Origin of the sequence: Leclercia sp. CFBP8987 (assembly GCF_034044995.2) — a bacterium.
Classification (GTDB): Bacteria; Pseudomonadota; Gammaproteobacteria; order Enterobacterales; family Enterobacteriaceae; genus Enterobacter; species Enterobacter tamurae.
Genome location: NZ_CM188255.1, coordinates 1,640,586 through 1,659,485 on the forward strand (window position 1 = coordinate 1,640,586; position 18,900 = coordinate 1,659,485).

17 protein-coding genes are annotated in these 18,900 nt (G+C 55.9%); 9 read left to right on the top strand and 8 right to left on the bottom strand.

Going from position 1 to position 18,900, the window contains the following annotated elements; all coding sequences use genetic code 11:
* Genes ssuD through ssuE form a run of 3 tightly spaced genes read right to left on the bottom strand, consistent with a single transcriptional unit; the run spans nt 1 to nt 2,673 of the window.
* Nucleotides 1–1,146, bottom strand: a complete 1,146-nt coding sequence (ssuD, locus tag SOM40_RS07705; protein ID WP_106992607.1) for an FMNH2-dependent alkanesulfonate monooxygenase — start codon at nt 1,144–1,146, stop codon at nt 1–3.
* A complete protein-coding gene (locus tag SOM40_RS07710) occupies nt 1,143–2,105 on the bottom strand; it encodes a sulfonate ABC transporter substrate-binding protein (RefSeq protein ID WP_320457107.1) in 963 nt (320 codons plus the stop codon). The genes ssuD and SOM40_RS07710 overlap by 4 nt, the downstream gene beginning before the upstream one ends.
* On the bottom strand, nt 2,098–2,673 hold the full coding sequence (gene ssuE / locus SOM40_RS07715) for an NADPH-dependent FMN reductase (RefSeq protein WP_106992609.1): 576 nt from the start codon (nt 2,671–2,673) through the stop codon (nt 2,098–2,100). Before ssuE ends, SOM40_RS07710 begins: the two co-directional genes overlap by 8 nt.
* Nucleotides 2,674–2,921: 248 nt before the next feature.
* Between ssuE and pyrD the strand changes: the two genes are divergently transcribed.
* Nucleotides 2,922–3,932: a quinone-dependent dihydroorotate dehydrogenase gene (gene pyrD, locus SOM40_RS07720; RefSeq protein WP_320457106.1), complete on the top strand. Its 1,011-nt coding sequence runs from the start codon at nt 2,922–2,924 to the stop codon at nt 3,930–3,932.
* Nucleotides 3,933–4,099: 167 nt separating this feature from the next.
* A complete protein-coding gene (zapC, locus tag SOM40_RS07725) occupies nt 4,100–4,636 on the top strand; it encodes a cell division protein ZapC (protein WP_320457105.1) in 537 nt (178 codons plus the stop codon).
* Here the strand turns inward: zapC and SOM40_RS07730 are convergent.
* Nucleotides 4,633–5,742, bottom strand: coding sequence for a YcbX family protein (locus SOM40_RS07730; protein ID WP_106992612.1), 1,110 nt, complete (start codon nt 5,740–5,742; stop codon nt 4,633–4,635). The two genes, zapC and SOM40_RS07730, sit on opposite strands and share 4 nt — an antisense overlap.
* Before the next feature lie 99 nt (nt 5,743–5,841).
* Between SOM40_RS07730 and rlmKL the strand changes: the two genes are divergently transcribed.
* From rlmKL to rmf, 6 genes are all read left to right on the top strand, one after another.
* Nucleotides 5,842–7,950 carry a bifunctional 23S rRNA (guanine(2069)-N(7))-methyltransferase RlmK/23S rRNA (guanine(2445)-N(2))-methyltransferase RlmL gene (gene rlmKL, locus SOM40_RS07735; RefSeq protein WP_225759141.1) on the top strand — a complete coding sequence of 703 codons (2,109 nt, stop codon included), beginning with the start codon at nt 5,842–5,844 and terminating at the stop codon, nt 7,948–7,950.
* A 12-nt stretch (nt 7,951–7,962) separates the two neighbouring features.
* Nucleotides 7,963–9,870: an ABC transporter ATP-binding protein gene (locus SOM40_RS07740; RefSeq protein WP_106992614.1), complete on the top strand. Its 1,908-nt coding sequence runs from the start codon at nt 7,963–7,965 to the stop codon at nt 9,868–9,870.
* 18 nt (nt 9,871–9,888) lie between these two features.
* A complete protein-coding gene (gene pqiA, locus SOM40_RS07745) occupies nt 9,889–11,142 on the top strand; it encodes a membrane integrity-associated transporter subunit PqiA (RefSeq protein WP_320457104.1) in 1,254 nt (417 codons plus the stop codon).
* A 4-nt stretch (nt 11,143–11,146) separates the two neighbouring features.
* Nucleotides 11,147–12,784 carry an intermembrane transport protein PqiB gene (gene pqiB / locus SOM40_RS07750; RefSeq protein WP_312079228.1) on the top strand — a complete coding sequence of 546 codons (1,638 nt, stop codon included), beginning with the start codon at nt 11,147–11,149 and terminating at the stop codon, nt 12,782–12,784.
* Entirely contained in the window at nt 12,784–13,347 is a 564-nt protein-coding gene (gene pqiC / locus SOM40_RS07755) for a membrane integrity-associated transporter subunit PqiC (protein WP_106992617.1), read from the top strand. The genes pqiB and pqiC overlap by 1 nt, the downstream gene beginning before the upstream one ends.
* A gap of 254 nt (nt 13,348–13,601) precedes the next feature.
* Nucleotides 13,602–13,769 carry a ribosome modulation factor gene (gene rmf / locus SOM40_RS07760; protein ID WP_032617397.1) on the top strand — a complete coding sequence of 56 codons (168 nt, stop codon included), beginning with the start codon at nt 13,602–13,604 and terminating at the stop codon, nt 13,767–13,769.
* Between the two features lie 73 nt (nt 13,770–13,842).
* Here the strand turns inward: rmf and fabA are convergent, their stop codons facing one another.
* The gene (gene fabA, locus SOM40_RS07765; protein WP_320457103.1) at nt 13,843–14,361 is read right to left on the bottom strand and encodes a bifunctional 3-hydroxydecanoyl-ACP dehydratase/trans-2-decenoyl-ACP isomerase; all 519 of its coding nucleotides are present in this window, start codon (nt 14,359–14,361) and stop codon (nt 13,843–13,845) included.
* 68 nt (nt 14,362–14,429) lie between these two features.
* Complete coding sequence (locus tag SOM40_RS07770) at nt 14,430–16,190, bottom strand: AAA family ATPase (RefSeq protein ID WP_106992619.1); 1,761 nt, start codon at nt 16,188–16,190, stop codon at nt 14,430–14,432.
* 186 nt (nt 16,191–16,376) lie between these two features.
* Here SOM40_RS07770 and matP point away from each other — a divergent pair, with 186 nt between their 5' ends.
* Nucleotides 16,377–16,832 carry a macrodomain Ter protein MatP gene (matP, locus tag SOM40_RS07775; protein ID WP_320457102.1) on the top strand — a complete coding sequence of 152 codons (456 nt, stop codon included), beginning with the start codon at nt 16,377–16,379 and terminating at the stop codon, nt 16,830–16,832.
* Between the two features lie 66 nt (nt 16,833–16,898).
* Here matP and ompA read toward each other — a convergent pair whose 3' ends face one another.
* Nucleotides 16,899–17,954 (bottom strand): porin OmpA, encoded by a 1,056-nt coding sequence (gene ompA / locus SOM40_RS07780; protein ID WP_106992621.1) that lies wholly within the window; start codon nt 17,952–17,954, stop codon nt 16,899–16,901.
* 354 nt (nt 17,955–18,308) lie between these two features.
* Nucleotides 18,309–18,818 carry an SOS-induced cell division inhibitor SulA gene (gene sulA / locus SOM40_RS07785; protein ID WP_106992622.1) on the bottom strand — a complete coding sequence of 170 codons (510 nt, stop codon included), beginning with the start codon at nt 18,816–18,818 and terminating at the stop codon, nt 18,309–18,311.
* Nucleotides 18,819–18,900: the final 82 nt, after the last annotated feature.

Here is an 18,900-nt window from a genome sequence, read left to right on the forward strand (position 1 = left end):
TTAGCTCTGGGCGACTTTACGCGGGATAAATTCGTTGGCGACCGCTTCACCCTGCTGCAGCAGAGGCTGCGGCTGCGGGATCTGCGGAATAGCCACATCCAGATGCGGGAACAGCAGCTCACCCACCTTGTACGCCTCTTCCAGATGCGGATAACCGGACAGAATAAAGCTGTCGATGCCGAGGTCGGCGTATTCATTAATCCGCGCCGCCACGGTTGGGCCATCACCTACTAACGCCGTACCCGCCCCGCCGCGCACCAGCCCCACGCCAGCCCACAGGTTCGGGCTGATCTCCAGATTCTCCCGCTTGCCGTTGTGCAGGGAGGCCATCCGGTGCTGCCCGACGGAGTCGGTGCGGGCGAAGGCGGCCTGGGCTTTGGCAATAGTGTCATCGTCCAGATGGGCGATCAGGCGGTCGGCGGCCTGCCACGCCTCTTCAGTGGTTTCGCGGACAATCACGTGCAGACGGATCCCGAAGCGCACCTTACGACCGTGGGCCGCGGCTTTAGCACGCACCTGCTCGATCTTCTCTTTCACCAGTTCCGGCGGCTCGCCCCAGGTGAGATACAAATCCACCTGCTCGGCGGCCAGATCCTGGGCGACGTCCGACGAACCGCCAAAATAGAGCGGCGGACGCGGCTGCTGGATCGGCGGGAAGAAGAGTTTGGCATCACGAACATGAATATGTTTGCCCTCGAAGGTCACATTCTCGCCCTCCAGCAGACGACGCCAGACGTGGGTGAACTCAGAGGAGGCTTCATAACGCTCGGTGTGATCCAGGAAGACGCCGTCCCCGGCCAGCTCCTGCGGATCGCTACCGGTCACCAGGTTAAACAGCGCGCGTCCGTTCGACAGACGGTCAAGGGTCGCGGCCTGGCGGGCGGCCACTGTCGGAGAAGTCACGCTCGGGCGCAGGGCCACGAGGAACTTCAGGCGCTGGGTCACCGGGATCATCGACGCCGCGACCAGCCATGCATCTTCGCAGGAGCGTCCGGTCGGGATCAGTACCCCGGTAAAGCCAATTCGATCGGCGGCCTGGGCAATCTGCTGGAGATAAGCGTGATCCACCGGGCGGGCGCCCTCGTCGGTGCCCAGATAGTGTCCATCACCGTGGGTAGGTAAAAACCAGAACAGATTCAGACTCATGATTTAGCTCCTTTTTGCGCTGTGGGATGCCAGATACGGTCGCGAATATCGATTTTTTTCGGCACCAGGCGGTTGTCATAGAAGAGATCAGCGGTTTGCTGCTGTAACACGGCGGTATGGGCATCAACCGGTTTGATGACGGTAGGCGGGCGATGGTCAAGGTAGGTGGCAATGACCGGCTCCGGAAGACCCATCGTTTTAGCCAGCAGGGCGATACTGGCCTGACGCTGACTCTGGGTAAGGGCATCCGCCTCGCTAAAGGTATTCAGTACGCCCTGAACGAATTCACCGTTTTTCTCTGCATAAGGGCGGGCCGCCAGGTAGAAGGAGCCGGTCTGTTTCAGGCTTTCACCGTCTTTCAGCACCTTCACGCCACCCTGCAGCAGGGCCGCGGAGTAGTAGGGGTCCCAGATTGCCCAGGCATCGACGTTGTTTTGCTGGAAGGCGGCGCGGGCATCTGCCGGGGAAAGATAAACTGGCTGAATATCTTTAAAAGTCAGACCCGCCTGCTGTAGGGCGCGCAATAGCAGATTGTGGGAGCTGGACCCTTTCTGGAAAGCCACCTTATGGCCTTTGAGATCCGCCACGGTTTTAATCGGGCTGTTTTCAGGGACCAGAATCACTTCGGCTTTCGGTTTAGGCGGCTCCACGCCGACGTAAACCAGGTCTGCCCCGGCGGCCTGGGCGAAGATAGGCGGAATATCGCCGGTGCTGCCGAGATCGATACTGCCGACGTTCAGCGCCTCCAGCATCTGCGGGCCTGCCGGGAACTCTACCCAGGAGAATTTGGTGTCCGGGTAGCGTTTTTCGAGCAACTGATGGCTTTTCGCCAGCACCATGCTGACGCTGCCTTTCTGGTAGCCAATACGCAGGCTCTCGGGGACAGGATCGGCGGCATGCGCCAGGCCGGAGAGGGCCACCAGACCGGCCAGGCTCAGGCGTGCAAGGGATTTAAACATGGGCGACTCCTTTCTGAAGACCAAAGGCAGGAACCTGAACGTCGCGTCGATGCAGCGCCTGCCAGAAGGTCTCCAGGGCGCTGTCGAGGCGGGTTTGCAGGTTAGGGGTAAAGTGCGGCTTGTGCTGATAGTCAATCACCTGCGAGTCGTCGGCAAACACGCCGTGCAGGATCTCCTGGGCCTTCAGGGCGCTGAGCACCGGCTTCAGGGCGTAATCCACCGCCAGCAGGTGAGCGACGGTGCCGCCGGTCGCCAGCGGCAATACGATTTTGTTCTCCAGCGCGCGCTCCGGCAGCAGATCGAGCAGGGTTTTCAGGGCACCGGAAAACGAGGCCTTATACACCGGCGTGGCGACGATCAGCCCGTCGGCGTCTTTAAGCTGCTCATTGAGGGTTTTCAGCGCCGGACTGTCGAAGCGGGCATAGAGAAGATCTTCCGGAGCAAAGTTATGCAGATTCCAGTGGAATACTTCGACATCCAGAGAGGTGAGTTGCTCCCGGGCATACTCCAGCAACGCGCTGGAGCGGGAAGGAAATCGCGGACTGCCGGCCAACGTAATGACGCGCATAGATGCTCCTTATAACCAATTATTTGCTTTTATCTAACATTGATAACATTTGTTGGCAGTGTCGCATCGCTGACTTATTCCACTAAATGATTTATCCGCAGAATAAATGCAAAAAAATGAATAAAGGAGGGGTGAAAAGTAAACGATTGCGTCTGGTGACGTTTTTTTTGCCGCAGGTCAATTCCCTTTCCGGCTGCGATCGCTGATAATTCGGCCCCGGTTTGCACACCGGGAATCCAGGAGAGTTCATGTACTACCCCTTCGTTCGTAAAGCCCTTTTCCAGCTCGATCCTGAGCGCGCTCATGAATTTACATTCCAGCAGTTACGCCGTATTACGGGAACCCCGCTTGAAGCGCTGGTGCGCCAGAGAGTGACGGAGAAGCCGGTCACCTGCATGGGTTTAACCTTTAAGAACCCACTGGGTCTGGCGGCAGGGCTGGATAAAAACGGCGAGTGCATCGATGCACTGGGTGCGATGGGCTTTGGCTCTATCGAAATTGGCACCGTCACGCCACGTCCGCAGCCGGGTAACGACAAGCCGCGCCTGTTCCGCCTGGTGGAGGCCGAAGGGCTGATCAACCGCATGGGCTTTAATAACCTCGGCGTCGATCATCTGGTTGAGAATGTGAAGAAAGCCCATTTCGATGGGGTTCTGGGCATTAATATCGGTAAAAATAAAGATACGCTGGTCGAGCAGGGCAAAGATGACTACCTGATTTGTATGGAAAAAGTCTACGCCTACGCCGGGTATATTGCGGTGAATATCTCTTCACCTAACACCCCGGGCCTGCGCACCCTGCAATACGGTGAAGCGCTCGACGATTTATTACTCGCCATCAAGAATAAGCAAAATGAACTCCAGGCGAAGCACCATAAATATGTGCCGGTGGCCGTTAAAATTGCTCCGGATCTGACCGTAGAAGAGCTGGTGCAGGTCGCCGACAGTTTAGTTCGTCATAATATTGATGGCGTTATTGCCACCAATACCACGCTCGATCGCTCTCTGGTTCAGGGAATGAAATATTGCGACGAAATGGGGGGCCTGAGCGGGCGTCCGGTGCAGTTAAAAAGCACCGAAATTATTCGTCGTCTGTCAGAAGAATTAAAGGGTCGCCTGCCGATTATTGGCGTAGGCGGTATAGATTCAGTCATGGCCGCGCGCGAGAAAATGGCGGCCGGCGCTTCGCTGGTGCAGATATATTCAGGCTTTATTTTCAAAGGCCCGCCGCTGATTAAAGAAATCGTTAATCATATCTAATCTTTTAGCATGACTGACAACCAGGGCTTTATTTCCAGCTCTGGTTGTTTTATATTCCCGGACTGTTGCTTTATTAGACATTGTAGTCTTTGATTATTGCAGTTAAAAAAGCGAAGCGGCAATAAGGACTTTCTTAGGACAGGACGTTTCGGGAACGGGAGAGACAGATGCGAATTAAACCTGACGATAACTGGCGCTGGTATTTCTGTGACGAGCACGATCGCATGATGCTCGATCTGGCCAATGGTATGTTGTTTCGTTCGCGTTTTGCCCGCCGGATGTTAACCCCGGACGCCTTTGCCGACACCGGTTTTTGCGTCGATGATGCCGCACTCTACTTCTCCTTTGAAGAAAAATGCCGTGACCTCGACCTGTCGAAAGAACAACGCGCCGAGCTGGTGCTCAATGCGCTGGTGGCGATCCGCTTCCTCAAACCTCAAATGCCGAAAAGCTGGCACTTTCTTGCCCACAGTGAGCGCTGGTCGCCGGTCACCGGTGATGCGGCGTGCGTCAGCCTGAGCGAGAGTGCAGAGCAGGTGAATTTGCTGGTGGTGGAGCCGGGCGACAATGCCGCGCTCTGTTTACTGGCGCAGCCGACGGTAACCATTGCCGGGCGCACCATGCAGTTGGGCGACCCGATTAAAGTGATGAATGACCGACTGAAACCTCAGCCGGTCACCTTCAGCCTCGAGCAGGCCGTTTAGGCTTCCAGCTGTAACGAGGTTTTCGGTACGCAGCTGCAGCACAGAATTGTGCCGTCACTGCCGATAGCCGATTTCTTCAGCGCACTCACTTCGCCTTCTACCAGCGTGATGCGACAGCATCCGCAGATCCCCGCCCGACAGGAATAGGGCACGCGAATACCGGCCTGTTCAAGCTGTTCCAGTAACACCTGCTGATTGTTTCCGCGGATTGTTTGACCCTGCCACTGGATAGTGACCGCCGTGGCGGGTTGTGTCTCCACCTCTGTCGCCTCTTCCTCAGCGCCTGCGCCGTAGATCCGGCCTGGCCCGGTGGAGAGGATCTCCACCTCGTCGCCCACGCGGATCACGCCGCTGGTGCGTGGGATCAGGTTCTGACCGAAATCCACATCACCGTTATCCTGCGCGGTGCGGAAAGATTGCAGGGTTTTGAGTGGCTCACCGGCAGGGTGTTTCTGCCCCTTTTCCGGGCTGACGGTGGTAAAGATGCAGCGGCTGCAGGGTTTGACCACGTCAAAGATCACGTCGCCGATGCGGATCACTTTCCAGGTATCTTCTTCCCAGGCCGTTGCGCCGGTGACCACCAGATTCGGGCGGAACTGCTCCATCTGTACGCTCGCCGGGCAGCGCTTTTGCAGGTCGCGCAGCGAAGCGTCGTTGGTGAGCAGGAACGGGAAGCCGTCGGCAAATGACAGTGGCACCGCGGCGAAATCTTTGACGCGTCGCGTCAGTTCGGGCCCGACCCAGCGGAGCTGCACCGGGCGCGAAAAGAATTCGCTCATCCAGCGGTTGATCGCGTCCGGGGCGATACGGGCGGTAAAGTGGTTGCCCCATACTTCGGTAGGCGCATCCGCTGGCGCAAAATCGCTGAAGCGAACGATACTACTGGAACCGTCCGGCGCGGTGAGATGCAGACCATCCTGAACCGGGGCCGGGGTGAAGCGAACCATCTGTGGGAACTGGCGGGCGGTGATGAAGGTGCCATCCGGTTCGGTGACCATAAAAATGCGATCGTAGGCAAAACCGCTAACGTCTGCGAAGGCATGCGTCAGCCCAATACCGCGCATGGATTTGACCGGATGAATGAAAAGCCTGGATAACGTTGCCACGGCACCGTCCCCTCAAATGAAAATAAGCCCTCAACTTTATGACATAGAGCCCAGATTGGCTATAATGCGCAGCAATTTTCTTAGAGTAAAAGTGACGATATGAATTCTCTGTTTGCCAGTACGGCCCGTGGGCTGGAAGAGCTGTTAAAAACTGAACTGGAAAGCCTGGGCGCGCAAGAGTGCCAGGTGGTTCAGGGTGGTGTCCATTTTCAGGGCGACACGCGGCTTATTTACCAGAGCCTGATGTGGAGTCGCCTGGCCTCACGCATCATGTTGCCGATGAGAGAGTGCAAGGTTTACAGCGATCTCGATCTTTATCTGGGCGTGCAGACGATTAACTGGACAGAGATTTTTGCCCCGGGTGCCACCTTTGCGGTGCACTTCAGCGGCCTGAACGATGAGATCCGCAACAGCCAGTACGGCGCGTTGAAGGTCAAAGATGCCATCGTCGACAGCTTTACCCGTAAAAATCTGGAACGCCCGAACGTCGATCGCGAAAACCCGGATCTGCGTATCAACGTGCGTCTGAATAAAGAGATCGCCAGCATCGCACTTGATCTGTGTGGTGAGGGCCTGCACCAGCGCGGCTACCGCGATCGGGCGGGTATCGCCCCGATCAAAGAGAACCTGGCCGCAGCCATTGTGATGCGTTCCGGCTGGCAGCCGGGTACGCCAATGCTCGATCCAATGTGCGGTTCCGGCACGCTGCTGATTGAAGCGGCTATGCTGGCGACCGACCGTGCACCGGGGCTGCATCGCGGCCAGTGGGGCTTTACGGGCTGGGCTCAGCACGACGAGGCGGTCTGGCAGGAGGTGAAAGCCGAAGCCCAGACCCGCGCCCGCGCAGGGCTGGCGGCTTATGAATCCCATTTCTACGGCTCTGACAGCGATAGCCGCGTGATTGAACGCGCGCGCAGCAACGCCCGTCGCGCCGGGATTGGCGATCTGGTCACCTTTGAGGTGAAAGACGTCTCCCGGCTCACCAACCCGTTGCCGAAAGGCCCGTACGGGACGGTGATCAGCAACCCGCCTTACGGCGAACGTCTGGACAGCGAGCCGGCGCTGATTGCTCTGCACAGCCTGCTGGGTCGCACCATGAAAGATCTGTTTGGCGGCTGGAATCTGTCCCTGTTCAGCGCCTCGCCGGAGCTGCTGAGCTGCCTGCAGCTGCGCGCCGAGCGTCAGTTCAAAGCCAAAAACGGCCCGCTGGACTGCGTGCAGAAAAACTATCACCTGGCCGAGAAAGAAGCCGACAGTAAACCGGCCAGCATCGCGGAGGATTATGCCAACCGTCTGCGTAAGAACCTGAAGAAATTTGAAAAATGGGCGAAGCAGGAGGGTATTGAGTGCTATCGCCTGTATGACGCCGATCTGCCGGAATACAACGTGGCGGTCGACCGCTACGGCGAGTGGGTGGTGGTGCAGGAGTATGCTCCGCCAAAAACCGTCGATCCGCAGAAAGCGCGTCAGCGTATGCTGGATATCATCGCTGCCACCATCAACGTGCTGAACATCGCTCCGAACAAGCTGATCCTCAAGACCCGTGAGCGTCAGAAGGGTAAAAATCAGTACGAGAAGATGAACAGCAAGGGCGAGTTTATCGAAGTGGGCGAATACAACGCGCGCCTGTGGGTTAACCTGACCGACTACCTCGATACCGGCCTGTTCCTCGACCACCGTATTGCCCGTCGTATGCTGGGCCAGATGAGCAAAGGTAAAGACTTCCTGAACCTCTTCTCCTATACCGGCAGCGCCAGCGTCCATGCCGGTCTGGGTGGCGCACGTACCACCACCACCGTGGATATGTCCCGCACCTATCTGGAATGGGCAGAGCGCAACCTGCGTCTCAACGGCCTGACCGGCCGGGCGCACCGTCTGCTGCAGGCCGACGTGCTGGGCTGGCTGCGCGAATCGGATGAACAGTTCGATCTGATCTTTATCGATCCGCCGACCTTCTCCAACTCCAAACGTATGGAAGAGTCTTTTGATGTGCAGCGCGACCACCTGGCGCTGATGAAAGATCTCAAACGGATGCTGCGTAAAGGCGGCACCATCATGTTCTCGAACAACAAGCGCGGTTTCCGCATGGATCATGACGGGTTAGCTGAACTGGGGCTGAAAGCACAAGAGATCAGTCAAAAAACCTTGTCCCAGGATTTTGCCCGTAACCGTCAGATCCACAACTGCTGGCTCATCACCGCCGCCTGAAAGGAAAAGTAAATGTCATTAATTAGTATGCATGGCGCGTGGCTGTCATTCAGCGACTCACCCCTTCTCGATAACGCAGAACTGCATATCGAAGATAACGAACGTGTCTGTCTGGTAGGCCGCAATGGCGCCGGTAAATCGACCCTGATGAAGATCCTGAATCGCGAGCAGGGGCTGGATGACGGGCGTATCGTTTACGAGCAGGACCTGGTGGTGGCGCGTCTGCAGCAGGATCCGCCGCGTAACGTGCAGGGCAGCGTCTATGATTTTGTGGCCGAAGGGATCGCCGAGCAGGCGGAGTACCTGAAGGGTTACCACGAGATCTCGCACCTGGTGATGACCGACCCGAGCACTAAAAACCTCAACGAGATGGCGCGTCTGCAGGAGCTGCTGGACCACCACGGCCTGTGGCAGCTGGAAAACCGCATCAACGAAGTGCTGGCGCAGTTAGGTCTGGAAGCCGACATGCCGCTGGCCTCCCTCTCCGGTGGCTGGCTGCGTAAAGCTGCCCTGGGCCGGGCGCTGGTCAGCGGGCCGAAAGTGCTGCTGCTTGATGAACCGACGAACCACCTGGATATCGAAACCATCGACTGGCTGGAAGGGTTCCTGAAAACCTTCGGCGGCACCATTATCTTTATCTCGCATGACCGTTCGTTTATTCGCAATATGGCGACCCGCATTGTCGATCTCGACCGCGGCAAGCTGGTGACCTATCCGGGCGATTACGACACCTATCTGCTGGAAAAAGAGGAAAACCTGCGCGTAGAAGAGCTGCAAAACGCCGAGTTCGACCGCAAGCTGGCCCAGGAAGAGGTGTGGATCCGTCAGGGCATCAAAGCCCGTCGTACCCGTAACGAAGGCCGCGTCCGTGCCCTGAAAGCGATGCGCCGTGAGCGCAGCGAGCGCCGTGAAGTGATGGGCAGCGCGAAGATGCAGGTCGAAGAGGCGAGCCGCTCCGGCAAAATCGTCTTTGAGATGGAAAACGTTAACTACCAGGTTGACGGCAAAGTGCTGGTGAGAGATTTCTCTGCCCAGGTGCAGCGCGGGGATAAAATTGCCCTTATCGGCCCGAATGGCTGCGGTAAAACCACGCTGCTGAAGCTGATGCTGGATCAACTGAAAGCCGACAGCGGTCGCATCCACTGCGGAACGAAGCTGGAAGTGGCCTACTTCGACCAGCACCGTGCCGAACTGGATCCGGACAGAACGGTAATGGACAACCTCGCAGAAGGTAAGCAGGAAGTGATGGTGAACGGGAAACCGCGCCATGTGCTGGGCTATCTGCAGGACTTCCTGTTCCATCCAAAACGGGCCATGACCCCGGTTCGTGCCCTCTCCGGTGGGGAGCGTAACCGCCTGTTACTGGCACGTTTGTTCCTGAAACCCAGCAACCTGCTGATTCTCGATGAACCAACGAACGATCTTGATGTGGAAACGCTGGAACTTCTTGAAGAACTGATTGATAGTTATCAGGGAACGGTGATGCTGGTGAGCCACGATCGTCAGTTCGTGGACAATACCGTGACCGAATGCTGGATCTTCGAAGGTCAGGGCCGTATCGGACGCTATGTGGGCGGCTACCACGATGCCCGCGGACAGCAGGCGCAGTCGCTGGCGACAAAGCAGTCAAAAGCGAAGAGCGAAGCGGAAGTTGCTGTAACCAAAGCAGAAACGGTCAAACGCGGCAGTAACAAACTAAGCTATAACCTCCAGCGCGAACTGGAAAGCTTGCCGCAGCGTCTGGAAGAGCTGGAAGCGAGTCTGGAAAGTTTGCAGGCTCAGGTGGCCGACGCGTCATTCTTTAGCCAGCCGCATGACCATACGCAAAAAGTGCTGGCCGATATGGCCCAGGCTGAGCGGGCGCTGGAAGAGGCATTTGAACGCTGGGAATATCTTGAGGCTCTGAAAAACGGCGCATAAGTTAAACATGGAGCCAGTATGTGTGAACATCACCATGCCGATCGGCATATTTTATGCTCCCAGTGCGATATGCTCGTGGCGCTACCCGCGCTCGAGCATGGACACAAAGCGGCATGCCCGCGATGCGGGACAACGCTGACAACGAAGTGGGATGCGCCGCGGCAGCGTCCCACTGCTTATGCTATTGCTGCGCTGTTCATGCTGTTCCTCTCCAACCTGTTTCCCTTTATCTATATGAAAGTGGGGGGTATCACCAGCGAAGTGCATTTGCTGGAGATACCCGGCGTGATGTTCTCGGAAGATTACGCCAGTCTGGGCACCTTCTTTATGCTCTTCGTCCAGATCGTGCCGGCGTTTTGCCTGGTGGTTATCCTGCTGCTCGTGAACCGCGTGCAGATGCCCAGGGCACTGAAAATCAGGCTGGCGCGGATCCTGTTCCAGTTAAAAAGCTGGGGAATGGCGGAGATTTTTCTTGCCGGGATCCTGGTGAGCTTTGCCAAGCTGATGGCCTACGGCGACGTGGGCGTTGGCAGCAGCTTTATTCCCTGGTGTCTCTATTGCGTATTGCAGCTGCGCGCGTTCCAGTGTGTGGACCGCCGCTGGGCATGGGACGATATCGCCCCGGCGCCGGTGCTGTCGCAAAAGCTGAAGGTCGGCGTCCCGGGGATCCACCAGAATCTGCGCCTCTGTTCCTGCTGTACGGCGATCCTCCCGGTCGACCAGGAAGTCTGTCCGCGTTGCGAAAGCAAAGGGCACGTGCGGCGTAAAAACAGTCTTCAGTGGACCATGGCGCTGCTCATCACCTCGATCATGCTTTATCTCCCTGCCAACATCCTGCCGATTATGATCACTAATCTGCTGGGGGATGAGATGCCCTCGACAATCATGGCTGGGGTGGTCCTGCTGTGGGGGGAAGGGTCCTACCCGGTAGCCTTAGTTATTTTTATCGCCAGTATCATGGTGCCTACGCTCAAAATGATTGCCATTGCCTGGCTCTGCTGGGATGCCAAAGGACACGGCAAGCGGGATAGCGAGCGAATGCATTTTATTTATGAAGTCGTTGAGTTTGTTGGACGCTGGTCAATGATTGACGTATTCGTGATTGCCGTTCTGTCTGCCCTGGTGCGGATAGGGGGGCTAATGAGTATTTACCCAGCCATTGGGGCGCTAATGTTTGCATTGGTCGTTATTATGACCATGTTTGCGGCCATGACCTTCGATCCGCGTTTATCGTGGGATCGTGAGCCAGAGCCGAGCCATGAGGATGAATAAAAGCATGGAAAATAAGAGTGGAGAGGCGAAAGTGCAGAAGGTCAGAAACTGGTCGCCGGTGTGGATCTTCCCCATCGTGACCGCGCTGATCGGTGCCTGGATCCTGTTTTATCATTACAGCCATCAGGGCCCGGTCGTGACGCTGATCACCACTAACGCCGAGGGGATTGAGGGCGGTAAAACGACCATCAAGAGCCGCAGCGTGGATGTGGGGGTAGTCGAGAGCGCAACCCTGACCGACGACCTGACGCACGTAGAAATTACCGCCCGCCTCAACGCCGGTATGGAGAAGCTGCTGCATGGCGACTCGGTGTTTTGGGTGGTGAAACCGCAGGTGGGTCGCGAAGGTATTAGCGGCCTGGGGACCCTGTTATCCGGGGCCTATATCGAACTGCAGCCGGGGAAACAGGGATCTCAACCGGAGCAGTACCAGCTGCTGGACTCTCCGCCGCTGGCACCGCCGGATGCGAAGGGGATCCGCGTCATCCTCGACAGTAAAAAGGCCGGTCAGCTGAGCCCGGGCGATCCGGTGCTGTTCCGCGGCTATCGCGTCGGTTCTGTGGAAACCAGCACCTTTGACACGCAAAAACGCACCATCAGCTATCAGCTGTTTATCAACGCGCCGAACGATCGTCTGGTCACAGGTAACGTTCGCTTCTGGAAAGATAGCGGCATCGCCGTCGACTTAACCTCAGCGGGAATGCGCGTTGAGATGGGCTCGCTCTCCACCCTGTTTGGCGGCGGAGTCAGCTTTGATGTGCCGGAAGGGATGGATCAGGGGCAGCCGGTGGCGCAAAAGACCGCCTTCAGACTGTATGACGACCAGAAAAGCATTCAGGATTCGCTCTATACCGACCATATCGACTATCTGATGTTCTTCAAGGATTCGGTCCGTGGCCTGCAGCCGGGAGCGCCGGTTGAATTCCGCGGCATCCGTCTGGGTACCGTCGGCAAGGTGCCGTTCTTCGCGCCGGGGATGCGTCAGATGCTGGATGACGATTTCCGTATTCCGGTGCTAATCCGCATCGAGCCGGAGCGTCTGATTAACCAGATTGGCGATACGCCTGATATCGCTCAGCACATTGAAGGGTTGATGAAGCGTGGCCTACGCGGTTCTCTCAAAACCGGTAATCTGGTGACCGGGGCGCTGTATGTGGATATGGACTTCTTCCCGAAAGAGCCGCCGGTGAAAGAGATCCGCGAGTTCTCGGGCTACAAAATCATCCCGACCGTGAGCAGTGGACTGGCACAGATCCAGCAGCGTCTGATGGAGACGCTGGATAAGATCAACAGCTTGCCGCTCAATCCGATGATTCAACAGGCCACCAATACGCTTAGCGAGAGCCAGGCGACGATGCGCCGTCTGCAGGCCACGCTGGATAATCTCAACAAGCTGACCGCCAGCCAGTCGATGCAGCAGCTGCCTCAGGACATGCAGAAAACGCTGCGTGAACTGAACCGCAGTATGCAGGGCTTCCAGCCGGGTTCAGCGGCGTACAACAAGATGGTGGCGGATATGCAGCGCCTCGATCAGGTTCTGCGTGAACTGCAGCCGGTGCTGAAGACGCTGAACACCAAGAGCAACGCACTGGTATTCGAAGCGAAAGACAAAAAGGACCCTGAGCCGAAGGGGGCTAAATAATGAAAAAGTGGCTAATGATTACCGCAGTGGCGCTCCTGACCGCCTGTAGCTCAGCAGAGAACAAGAGCTATTACCAGCTGCCTGTGGCCGCGCAGGCGGGCGGGCAAAGTATCGCCAGCCAGGGGAACCGCCTGCTGTGGGTAGAGCAGGTGGCGGTACCGGATTACCTGGCCGGTAATGGTGTGGTTTATCAAACCAGCGATGTGCAGTATGTCATCGCCAATAACAACCTGTGGGCCAGCCCGCTGGATCAGCAGCTGCGCAACACGCTGGTTGCCAATCTCAGCAGCCAGCTGCCGGGATGGGTGGTGGCGTCGCAGCCGCTGGGTAGCGACCAGGATACGCTCAACGTCAACGTGACCAACTTCCATGGCCGCTATGATGGCAGGGTGATTGTCAGTGGTGAATGGTTGCTGAATCACCAGGGCCAGCTGATAAAGCGGCCTTTCCATCTGGAGTTGACCCAGCAAAAGGATGGTTATGATGAGATGGTGAAAGTGCTGGCACAGGGGTGGGCGCAGGAGTCCGCCAGTATTGCCAGAGAGATTTCTCGTCTGCCATAAGTAAAATTCATCGCCTCAGGCCGCAGTTAGCGTCATGCTAATTGCGGCTTTTTTTTGTTTTATGCTCAGGCCGTTACTTGTGCCGTGTCACAGTTTTTGTACAAATGAACTTCTGACCAGGTCACAAATATGACACTGGCGTGAATTTTGCGCATTGACGGTCAGCGGGAATCAGGGTATTCGTTATCTGTGGTTGCACGTTTTGTAATCACTGTTTTCTTTTCCACCAGATCAAATAATGAGGGAAACGAGGCATGAAGAGACAGAAACGAGATCGCCTTGAAAGGGCTCATCAACGTGGTTATCAGGCTGGCATCGCCGGACGTTCTAAAGAAATGTGTCCCTATCAGACCATCAATCAAAGGTCGCAATGGTTAGGGGGCTGGCGAGAAGCCATCGGAGACAGGGCAGTACTTGCTTGATAGCGTCTCTTTAAAAAAAGAAACCTCCGCAGTGCGGAGGTTTCGCCGTTTTATGCTTTGGTAAAAGCAAAAATCAGAATGCGGAAGTGTCCTGGAACAGACCCACTTTCAGGTCATTCGCCGTGTAGATCAGACGGCCGTCAACCAGCACTTCGCCATCCGCCAGGCCCATGATCAGGCGACGGTTAACAATGCGTTTGAAGTGAACACGGTAGGTCACTTTTTTCGCGGTCGGCAGAACCTGACCGGTAAATTTCACTTCGCCAACGCCCAGGGCGCGGCCTTTGCCTTCGCCACCCAGCCAGCCGAGGTAGAAACCAACCAGCTGCCACATCGCGTCCAGACCCAGGCAGCCTGGCATCACTGGATCGCCAATAAAGTGGCAACCAAAGAACCACAGGTCCGGGTTGATATCGAGCTCTGCTTCTACGTAACCCTTATCGAAGTTGCCGCCGGTTTCCGTCATCTTAACGACACGGTCCATCATCAGCATGTTCGGGGCCGGTAACTGCGGGCCTTTAGCACCAAACAGTTCACCGCGACCAGAGGCAAGAAGATCTTCTTTTGTATAGGATTCGCGTTTATCTACCATGTTCTCAGTATGCCTTATTTTAGTGAAGGACGCAGGATAGCTAACACGTGTACGCTGAACAAGTCCGATCAGTTCGGCGTGAACCAGTTCAACCAGCGTAACGGCCAGGGATAACGATGGCGTGCTTCCTGCTGTGTTGCCTGCGCAATACGCTCCTGGATGCTGTGCATCAGCGTGTTCTGCCCTTCGGCATCCCACTCCAGGTTTGTCAGTAAGGGTAGCGCATCTGCGATATCTTCGATCGCCCAGAGGCTGAATTGTTCCTCCTCTACCGCGGTCAGCAGTTCCTGACTGAGGCTGAGGTGACGCACGTTCGGCAGGGGAATAATAACGCCCTGTTTACCGCTCAACCCGCGCTGCTGGCAAACGGTAAAGAAGCCTTCAATCTTCTCGTTCAGACCGCCGACCGGCTGCGCGCGACCAAACTGATCCACCGAACCGGTGATGGCAATGCTCTGATTCACCGGCACATCGGCCAGGGCACTGATTAACGCGCACAGTTCTGCCATCGAGGCGCTGTCGCCATCGACTTCGCTGTAGGACTGCTCGAAGGTCAGCGAGGCGGTGAAGGGGATCTGCTGCTCAAGCTGCAGTTCCGACATCAGATAAGCCTGCATGATCATCATGCCCTTGGCGTGAATGTTCCCGCCCAGCTCGGCTTTACGTTCCACATCGATAAATTCACCGTCACCGATGTGTACAACGCAGCTGATACGGGACGGCTCGCCAAAGGCGCGCGGATGACCCGGGAACTCAATCACCGACAGGGCGTTGATCTGTCCGACGCGTTCACCTTCGGTTTCGACCAGGATCTGCTCCAGCAGGATCTCGTCCTGCATGCGATCGGCAAGGTAGCCTTCACGCCACTCTCGCTGCACCAGCATCTGGGAGAGTTGTTCGCCGGTAATGGTGTCGTCTTCGGTCATGGCTGCGGCTTCACGCAACTGCTTGCCAAGCCAGAGAGGACAAAGCGGCAGGGTCTCCTGGTCGCCGGTGTAGCGCACCGCTTCGCGGATCAGCACCGGCCAGGCATCGGCTGCCGGGGTTGGCAACTGCGCGCGTTCGCAAACGGCATGCACCCACTGGAGCCATTGCAGCATATCTTCGGCATCCGCGATCTGCGTGCTGTCTTCGAACTCGCTGTACACCACCTGATCGGCCAGCTCGGGTTCCATTTCCTGGAAATCGGCCAGTGCTTCGCGATCGCCAATCAGCACCACTTTCAGGGAGAGCGGCATAGAAGGCACTGCGACCGGAAGAGGGCGCGACTCATCATACGCCACCCAGTCGAAGCGCTGCTGGCTGACGCTGTTTTTCAGGCGCATCCACAGCAGAGGCTGGGCCAGAAGGGTGCGCAGCGAGATGAGCAGCACGCCGCCGTTAGCCTGATGCACCAGGCCAGGATGCAGGGTCAACTCGCCGTTAAACTGGCGCAGGCAACCGAACAGTTGTTCTGCTTCTGTCCAGCCCGCCGGGACGATGTTGCCTGTGACCGCAAAACGGCCATCGGGTACGGTCGCCGGTTCAAAGGTGACAGTGTGTCCGCTGATGCGGTATTCACCCCCAAAGACCGTCCCGGTTTCTGGTTGCAGCTGCCGCATGGCATCCGCCAGAAGATTCAGGTACTCCGCTTCGTCTGGCGCTTTCAACAACATGAACGGTGAGGTTGCCCACGGGCTCAACACCTGCTCCAGTGCGTAATGCAAACGGGGCTGTGTGTCACTGAGGATGTATTCGTGTTCTTTCGCGAGATCTGGCTGTGCAAACAGTTCCTGATAGCTTTCGGTATCCGGAACCAGGTCACGCCATGCAAGTTTCGTAATGGTCAAAGTTGATGTTTTTTAGTCAGAAGTAAAACGATGGAGTATACCGTAAGGCGCAGGCTCTGCCCATGAGGGAATGGGCGTTTCCAGAGATGAATGCATCGCCACGTATCACAGGATATGATTTCTTTTCAGCAGATTGCCAAAAAACTGATATTCTGAACACAGTTACACGGTCACACTGAGATCGCAATGAAATACCAACAACTGGAAAATCTCGAAAGCGGCTGGAAATGGAAGTATCTGGTCAAAAAACACCGTGAAGGGGAATTGATCACGTGCTACCTCGAAGCCAGTGCTGCAAAAGAAGCTGTAGATTTATTGCTGACCCTCGAAAACGAACCCATTCTGGTCAACGGCTGGATAGATAAACACATCAATCCGGCGCTACTGAACCGCATGAAGCAGACTATCCGTGCGCGGCGAAAACGGCATTTCAATGCTGAGCACCAGCATACGCGGAAGAAGTCGATCGATCTGGAGTTTATGGTCTGGCAACGTCTGGCCGGACTGGCCCAGCGCCGCGGAAAAACCCTGTCAGAAACTATCGTCCAGCTGATTGAAGATGCGGAATATAAAGAGAAGTACGCCAGTCAGATGTCAACCCTGAAAACCGATCTCCAGGCGCTGCTCTCCAGTAAGAAGTAGCGTTTTACTTTCCTTCAGGCAATAAAAAACCCCGCAACATGGCGGGGTTTTTTGTCAGACGATAACTTATGCCGCTGGCTGAGTTACAACGTCTTTGATGCCTTTAACTTCGATCTCTACGCGACGATCTGGTGCCAGGCAGTCGATCAGTGCAGCGCGAGGTTTCACGTTGTCACAGGTAGCACCGGTAACTGGGTTAGATTCGCCCATACCACGTGGGGAGATCTTGTTAGCTGGGATACCTTTAGAGATCAGGTAATCAACAACAGACTGAGCACGTTTCTCGGACAGACCCTGGTTGTAGGCGTCAGAACCGATACGGTCGGTGTAACCCAGAACAACTACGGAACCGTCTTTAGGATCCAGGTTGCTCAGCTGGGTGTACAGCTGATCCAGAGCCTGCTGGCCTTCTGGTTTCAGAGTTGATTTGTTGAAGTTGAACAGAACGTCAGACTTCAGAGTGAAGTGCTTGGTCTGTACTTCTGGCGCTGGCGCTGGAGCTGGAGCAACGATTGGCGCTGCTTCTTCCTGCTGGCCGAAACGGTAAGAAACACCTACGCTCAGCATGCCGTTGTCTGGACGAACACCAACGGTGTTGCCGTCGCCGATGTTGTTAACCCACTGGTATTCCAGACGGGTAGCAACGTCACGGGTCATTGCCCACTCAACGCCACCTGCGAATACTGGAGATACGCCAGTGTCATGGTCGTCGCCAGCGATGCTGTTGCTGGAGTCTGCACGCCATACCATGCCGCCCAGACGGGTGTAGATGTCTACAGCGTCATTTACTGGGTAGCCCAGTTTAGCAGTCAGCTGAACGCCCTGTGCCTTGAACGCACCGTTAACGGTGTCGCCTTTATAAGGCATGCGGCCCAGCCAGTCGTAACCCATTTCGAAACCAACGTACGGGTTAACCTGATAACCACCGAACGCGCCTGCGCCCAGCTGGCTTTCGTGAGTTGGGCCGTCGTTGTTCAGAGCATCGTTATACCAGCCAGTGTCATGGAACTGAGACCAGCCCAGTTTGCCACCTGCATACCAGGTATTATCTTTCGGAGCGGCCTGCGCTACGGTAGCGAAACCTGCCAGTGCCACTGCAATCGCGATAGCTGTCTTTTTCATTTTTTGCGCCTCGTTATCATCCAAAAATCGCCATGAGAATCTCAATGAGAGTCACGGTTAAATCCTTCACCGGGGGGCGGGGACAAAGAGTAAAGCTACCGATATCTTCGGCTTAGGCCGAGCACCCCTGGCGATGTAAAGTCTACAACGTACCTGAAAACTTACAAGTGTGAACTCCGTCAGGCATATGAAAAAAAAAGTTTTGTATACACAATATTTAACATTTAGGGCGAAGTTTTAGGCGTGCTAAACTGGAGGAAGCCGCGGCAGACAAGACTTGTCGCGGCTTTTAGAAATGGAACCAACGGCGTACAGCGCTTGCAAAAAAAATTCCAGGAAAACTCTTATTTTTACTTAGTGATACAAATTTGAGTGAATTTTTAGCCCAGACAGGTGTCCGTTGCCCAGAGCATTCATCCGAACGGGACGCATAATAAAGCCCAATGCGTTACCTTCTTCTGCCGCTTCGGCCAGGCGATGTTGTTCCATTTCGGTTAACTCTTCCGTAAACCAGCCAATCACCACGCTGTAATTGCCGGTACGCAATGCCCTCACCATAGATTCTACAGTATGGCAGGGATCCATCTGGCTAACCTGCATCACTTTAGTGAGCGGTAAACCTGCGGATTGCACCCATTCCCGACTCAATTTCTGCTGCGGCGTGAGCCACAGCTGCCAGCGAGACTGTTGACCAAGCTGCTGCAATAGCGGCAGCAATAACAGCTGCGTCATCATGGGCTGGTCTTCACGGTAAAGCACTTCACTGATCAACCCGGTAGACATGTAAGCAGCGGAACTCCGTGCACTTTTACCGGCGGAAGAAGAGAAAGTTGTGGAACGCTTTGCATAGCCTGAAGAGTACATAATCAATCCAGCCCTGTAGTTACTGTATGGATATACAGTAACCCCTGTACGTCTAAAGATCAACCTCAATTTCGGAAAGCTC

Coding starts and splice junctions, on each gene's coding strand:
- ssuD (WP_106992607.1), bottom strand. CDS start 1,146: ATGAGTCTGAATCTGTTCTGGTTTTTACCTACCCACGGTGATGGACAC.
- SOM40_RS07710 (WP_320457107.1), bottom strand. CDS start 2,105: ATGTTTAAATCCCTTGCACGCCTGAGCCTGGCCGGTCTGGTGGCCCTC.
- ssuE (WP_106992609.1), bottom strand. CDS start 2,673: ATGCGCGTCATTACGTTGGCCGGCAGTCCGCGATTTCCTTCCCGCTCC.
- pyrD (WP_320457106.1), top strand. CDS start 2,922: ATGTACTACCCCTTCGTTCGTAAAGCCCTTTTCCAGCTCGATCCTGAG.
- zapC (WP_320457105.1), top strand. CDS start 4,100: ATGCGAATTAAACCTGACGATAACTGGCGCTGGTATTTCTGTGACGAG.
- rlmKL (WP_225759141.1), top strand. CDS start 5,842: ATGAATTCTCTGTTTGCCAGTACGGCCCGTGGGCTGGAAGAGCTGTTA.
- SOM40_RS07740 (WP_106992614.1), top strand. CDS start 7,963: ATGTCATTAATTAGTATGCATGGCGCGTGGCTGTCATTCAGCGACTCA.
- pqiA (WP_320457104.1), top strand. CDS start 9,889: ATGTGTGAACATCACCATGCCGATCGGCATATTTTATGCTCCCAGTGC.
- pqiB (WP_312079228.1), top strand. CDS start 11,147: ATGGAAAATAAGAGTGGAGAGGCGAAAGTGCAGAAGGTCAGAAACTGG.
- pqiC (WP_106992617.1), top strand. CDS start 12,784: ATGAAAAAGTGGCTAATGATTACCGCAGTGGCGCTCCTGACCGCCTGT.
- rmf (WP_032617397.1), top strand. CDS start 13,602: ATGAAGAGACAGAAACGAGATCGCCTTGAAAGGGCTCATCAACGTGGT.
- fabA (WP_320457103.1), bottom strand. CDS start 14,361: ATGGTAGATAAACGCGAATCCTATACAAAAGAAGATCTTCTTGCCTCT.
- matP (WP_320457102.1), top strand. CDS start 16,377: ATGAAATACCAACAACTGGAAAATCTCGAAAGCGGCTGGAAATGGAAG.
- ompA (WP_106992621.1), bottom strand. CDS start 17,954: ATGAAAAAGACAGCTATCGCGATTGCAGTGGCACTGGCAGGTTTCGCT.
- sulA (WP_106992622.1), bottom strand. CDS start 18,818: ATGTACTCTTCAGGCTATGCAAAGCGTTCCACAACTTTCTCTTCTTCC.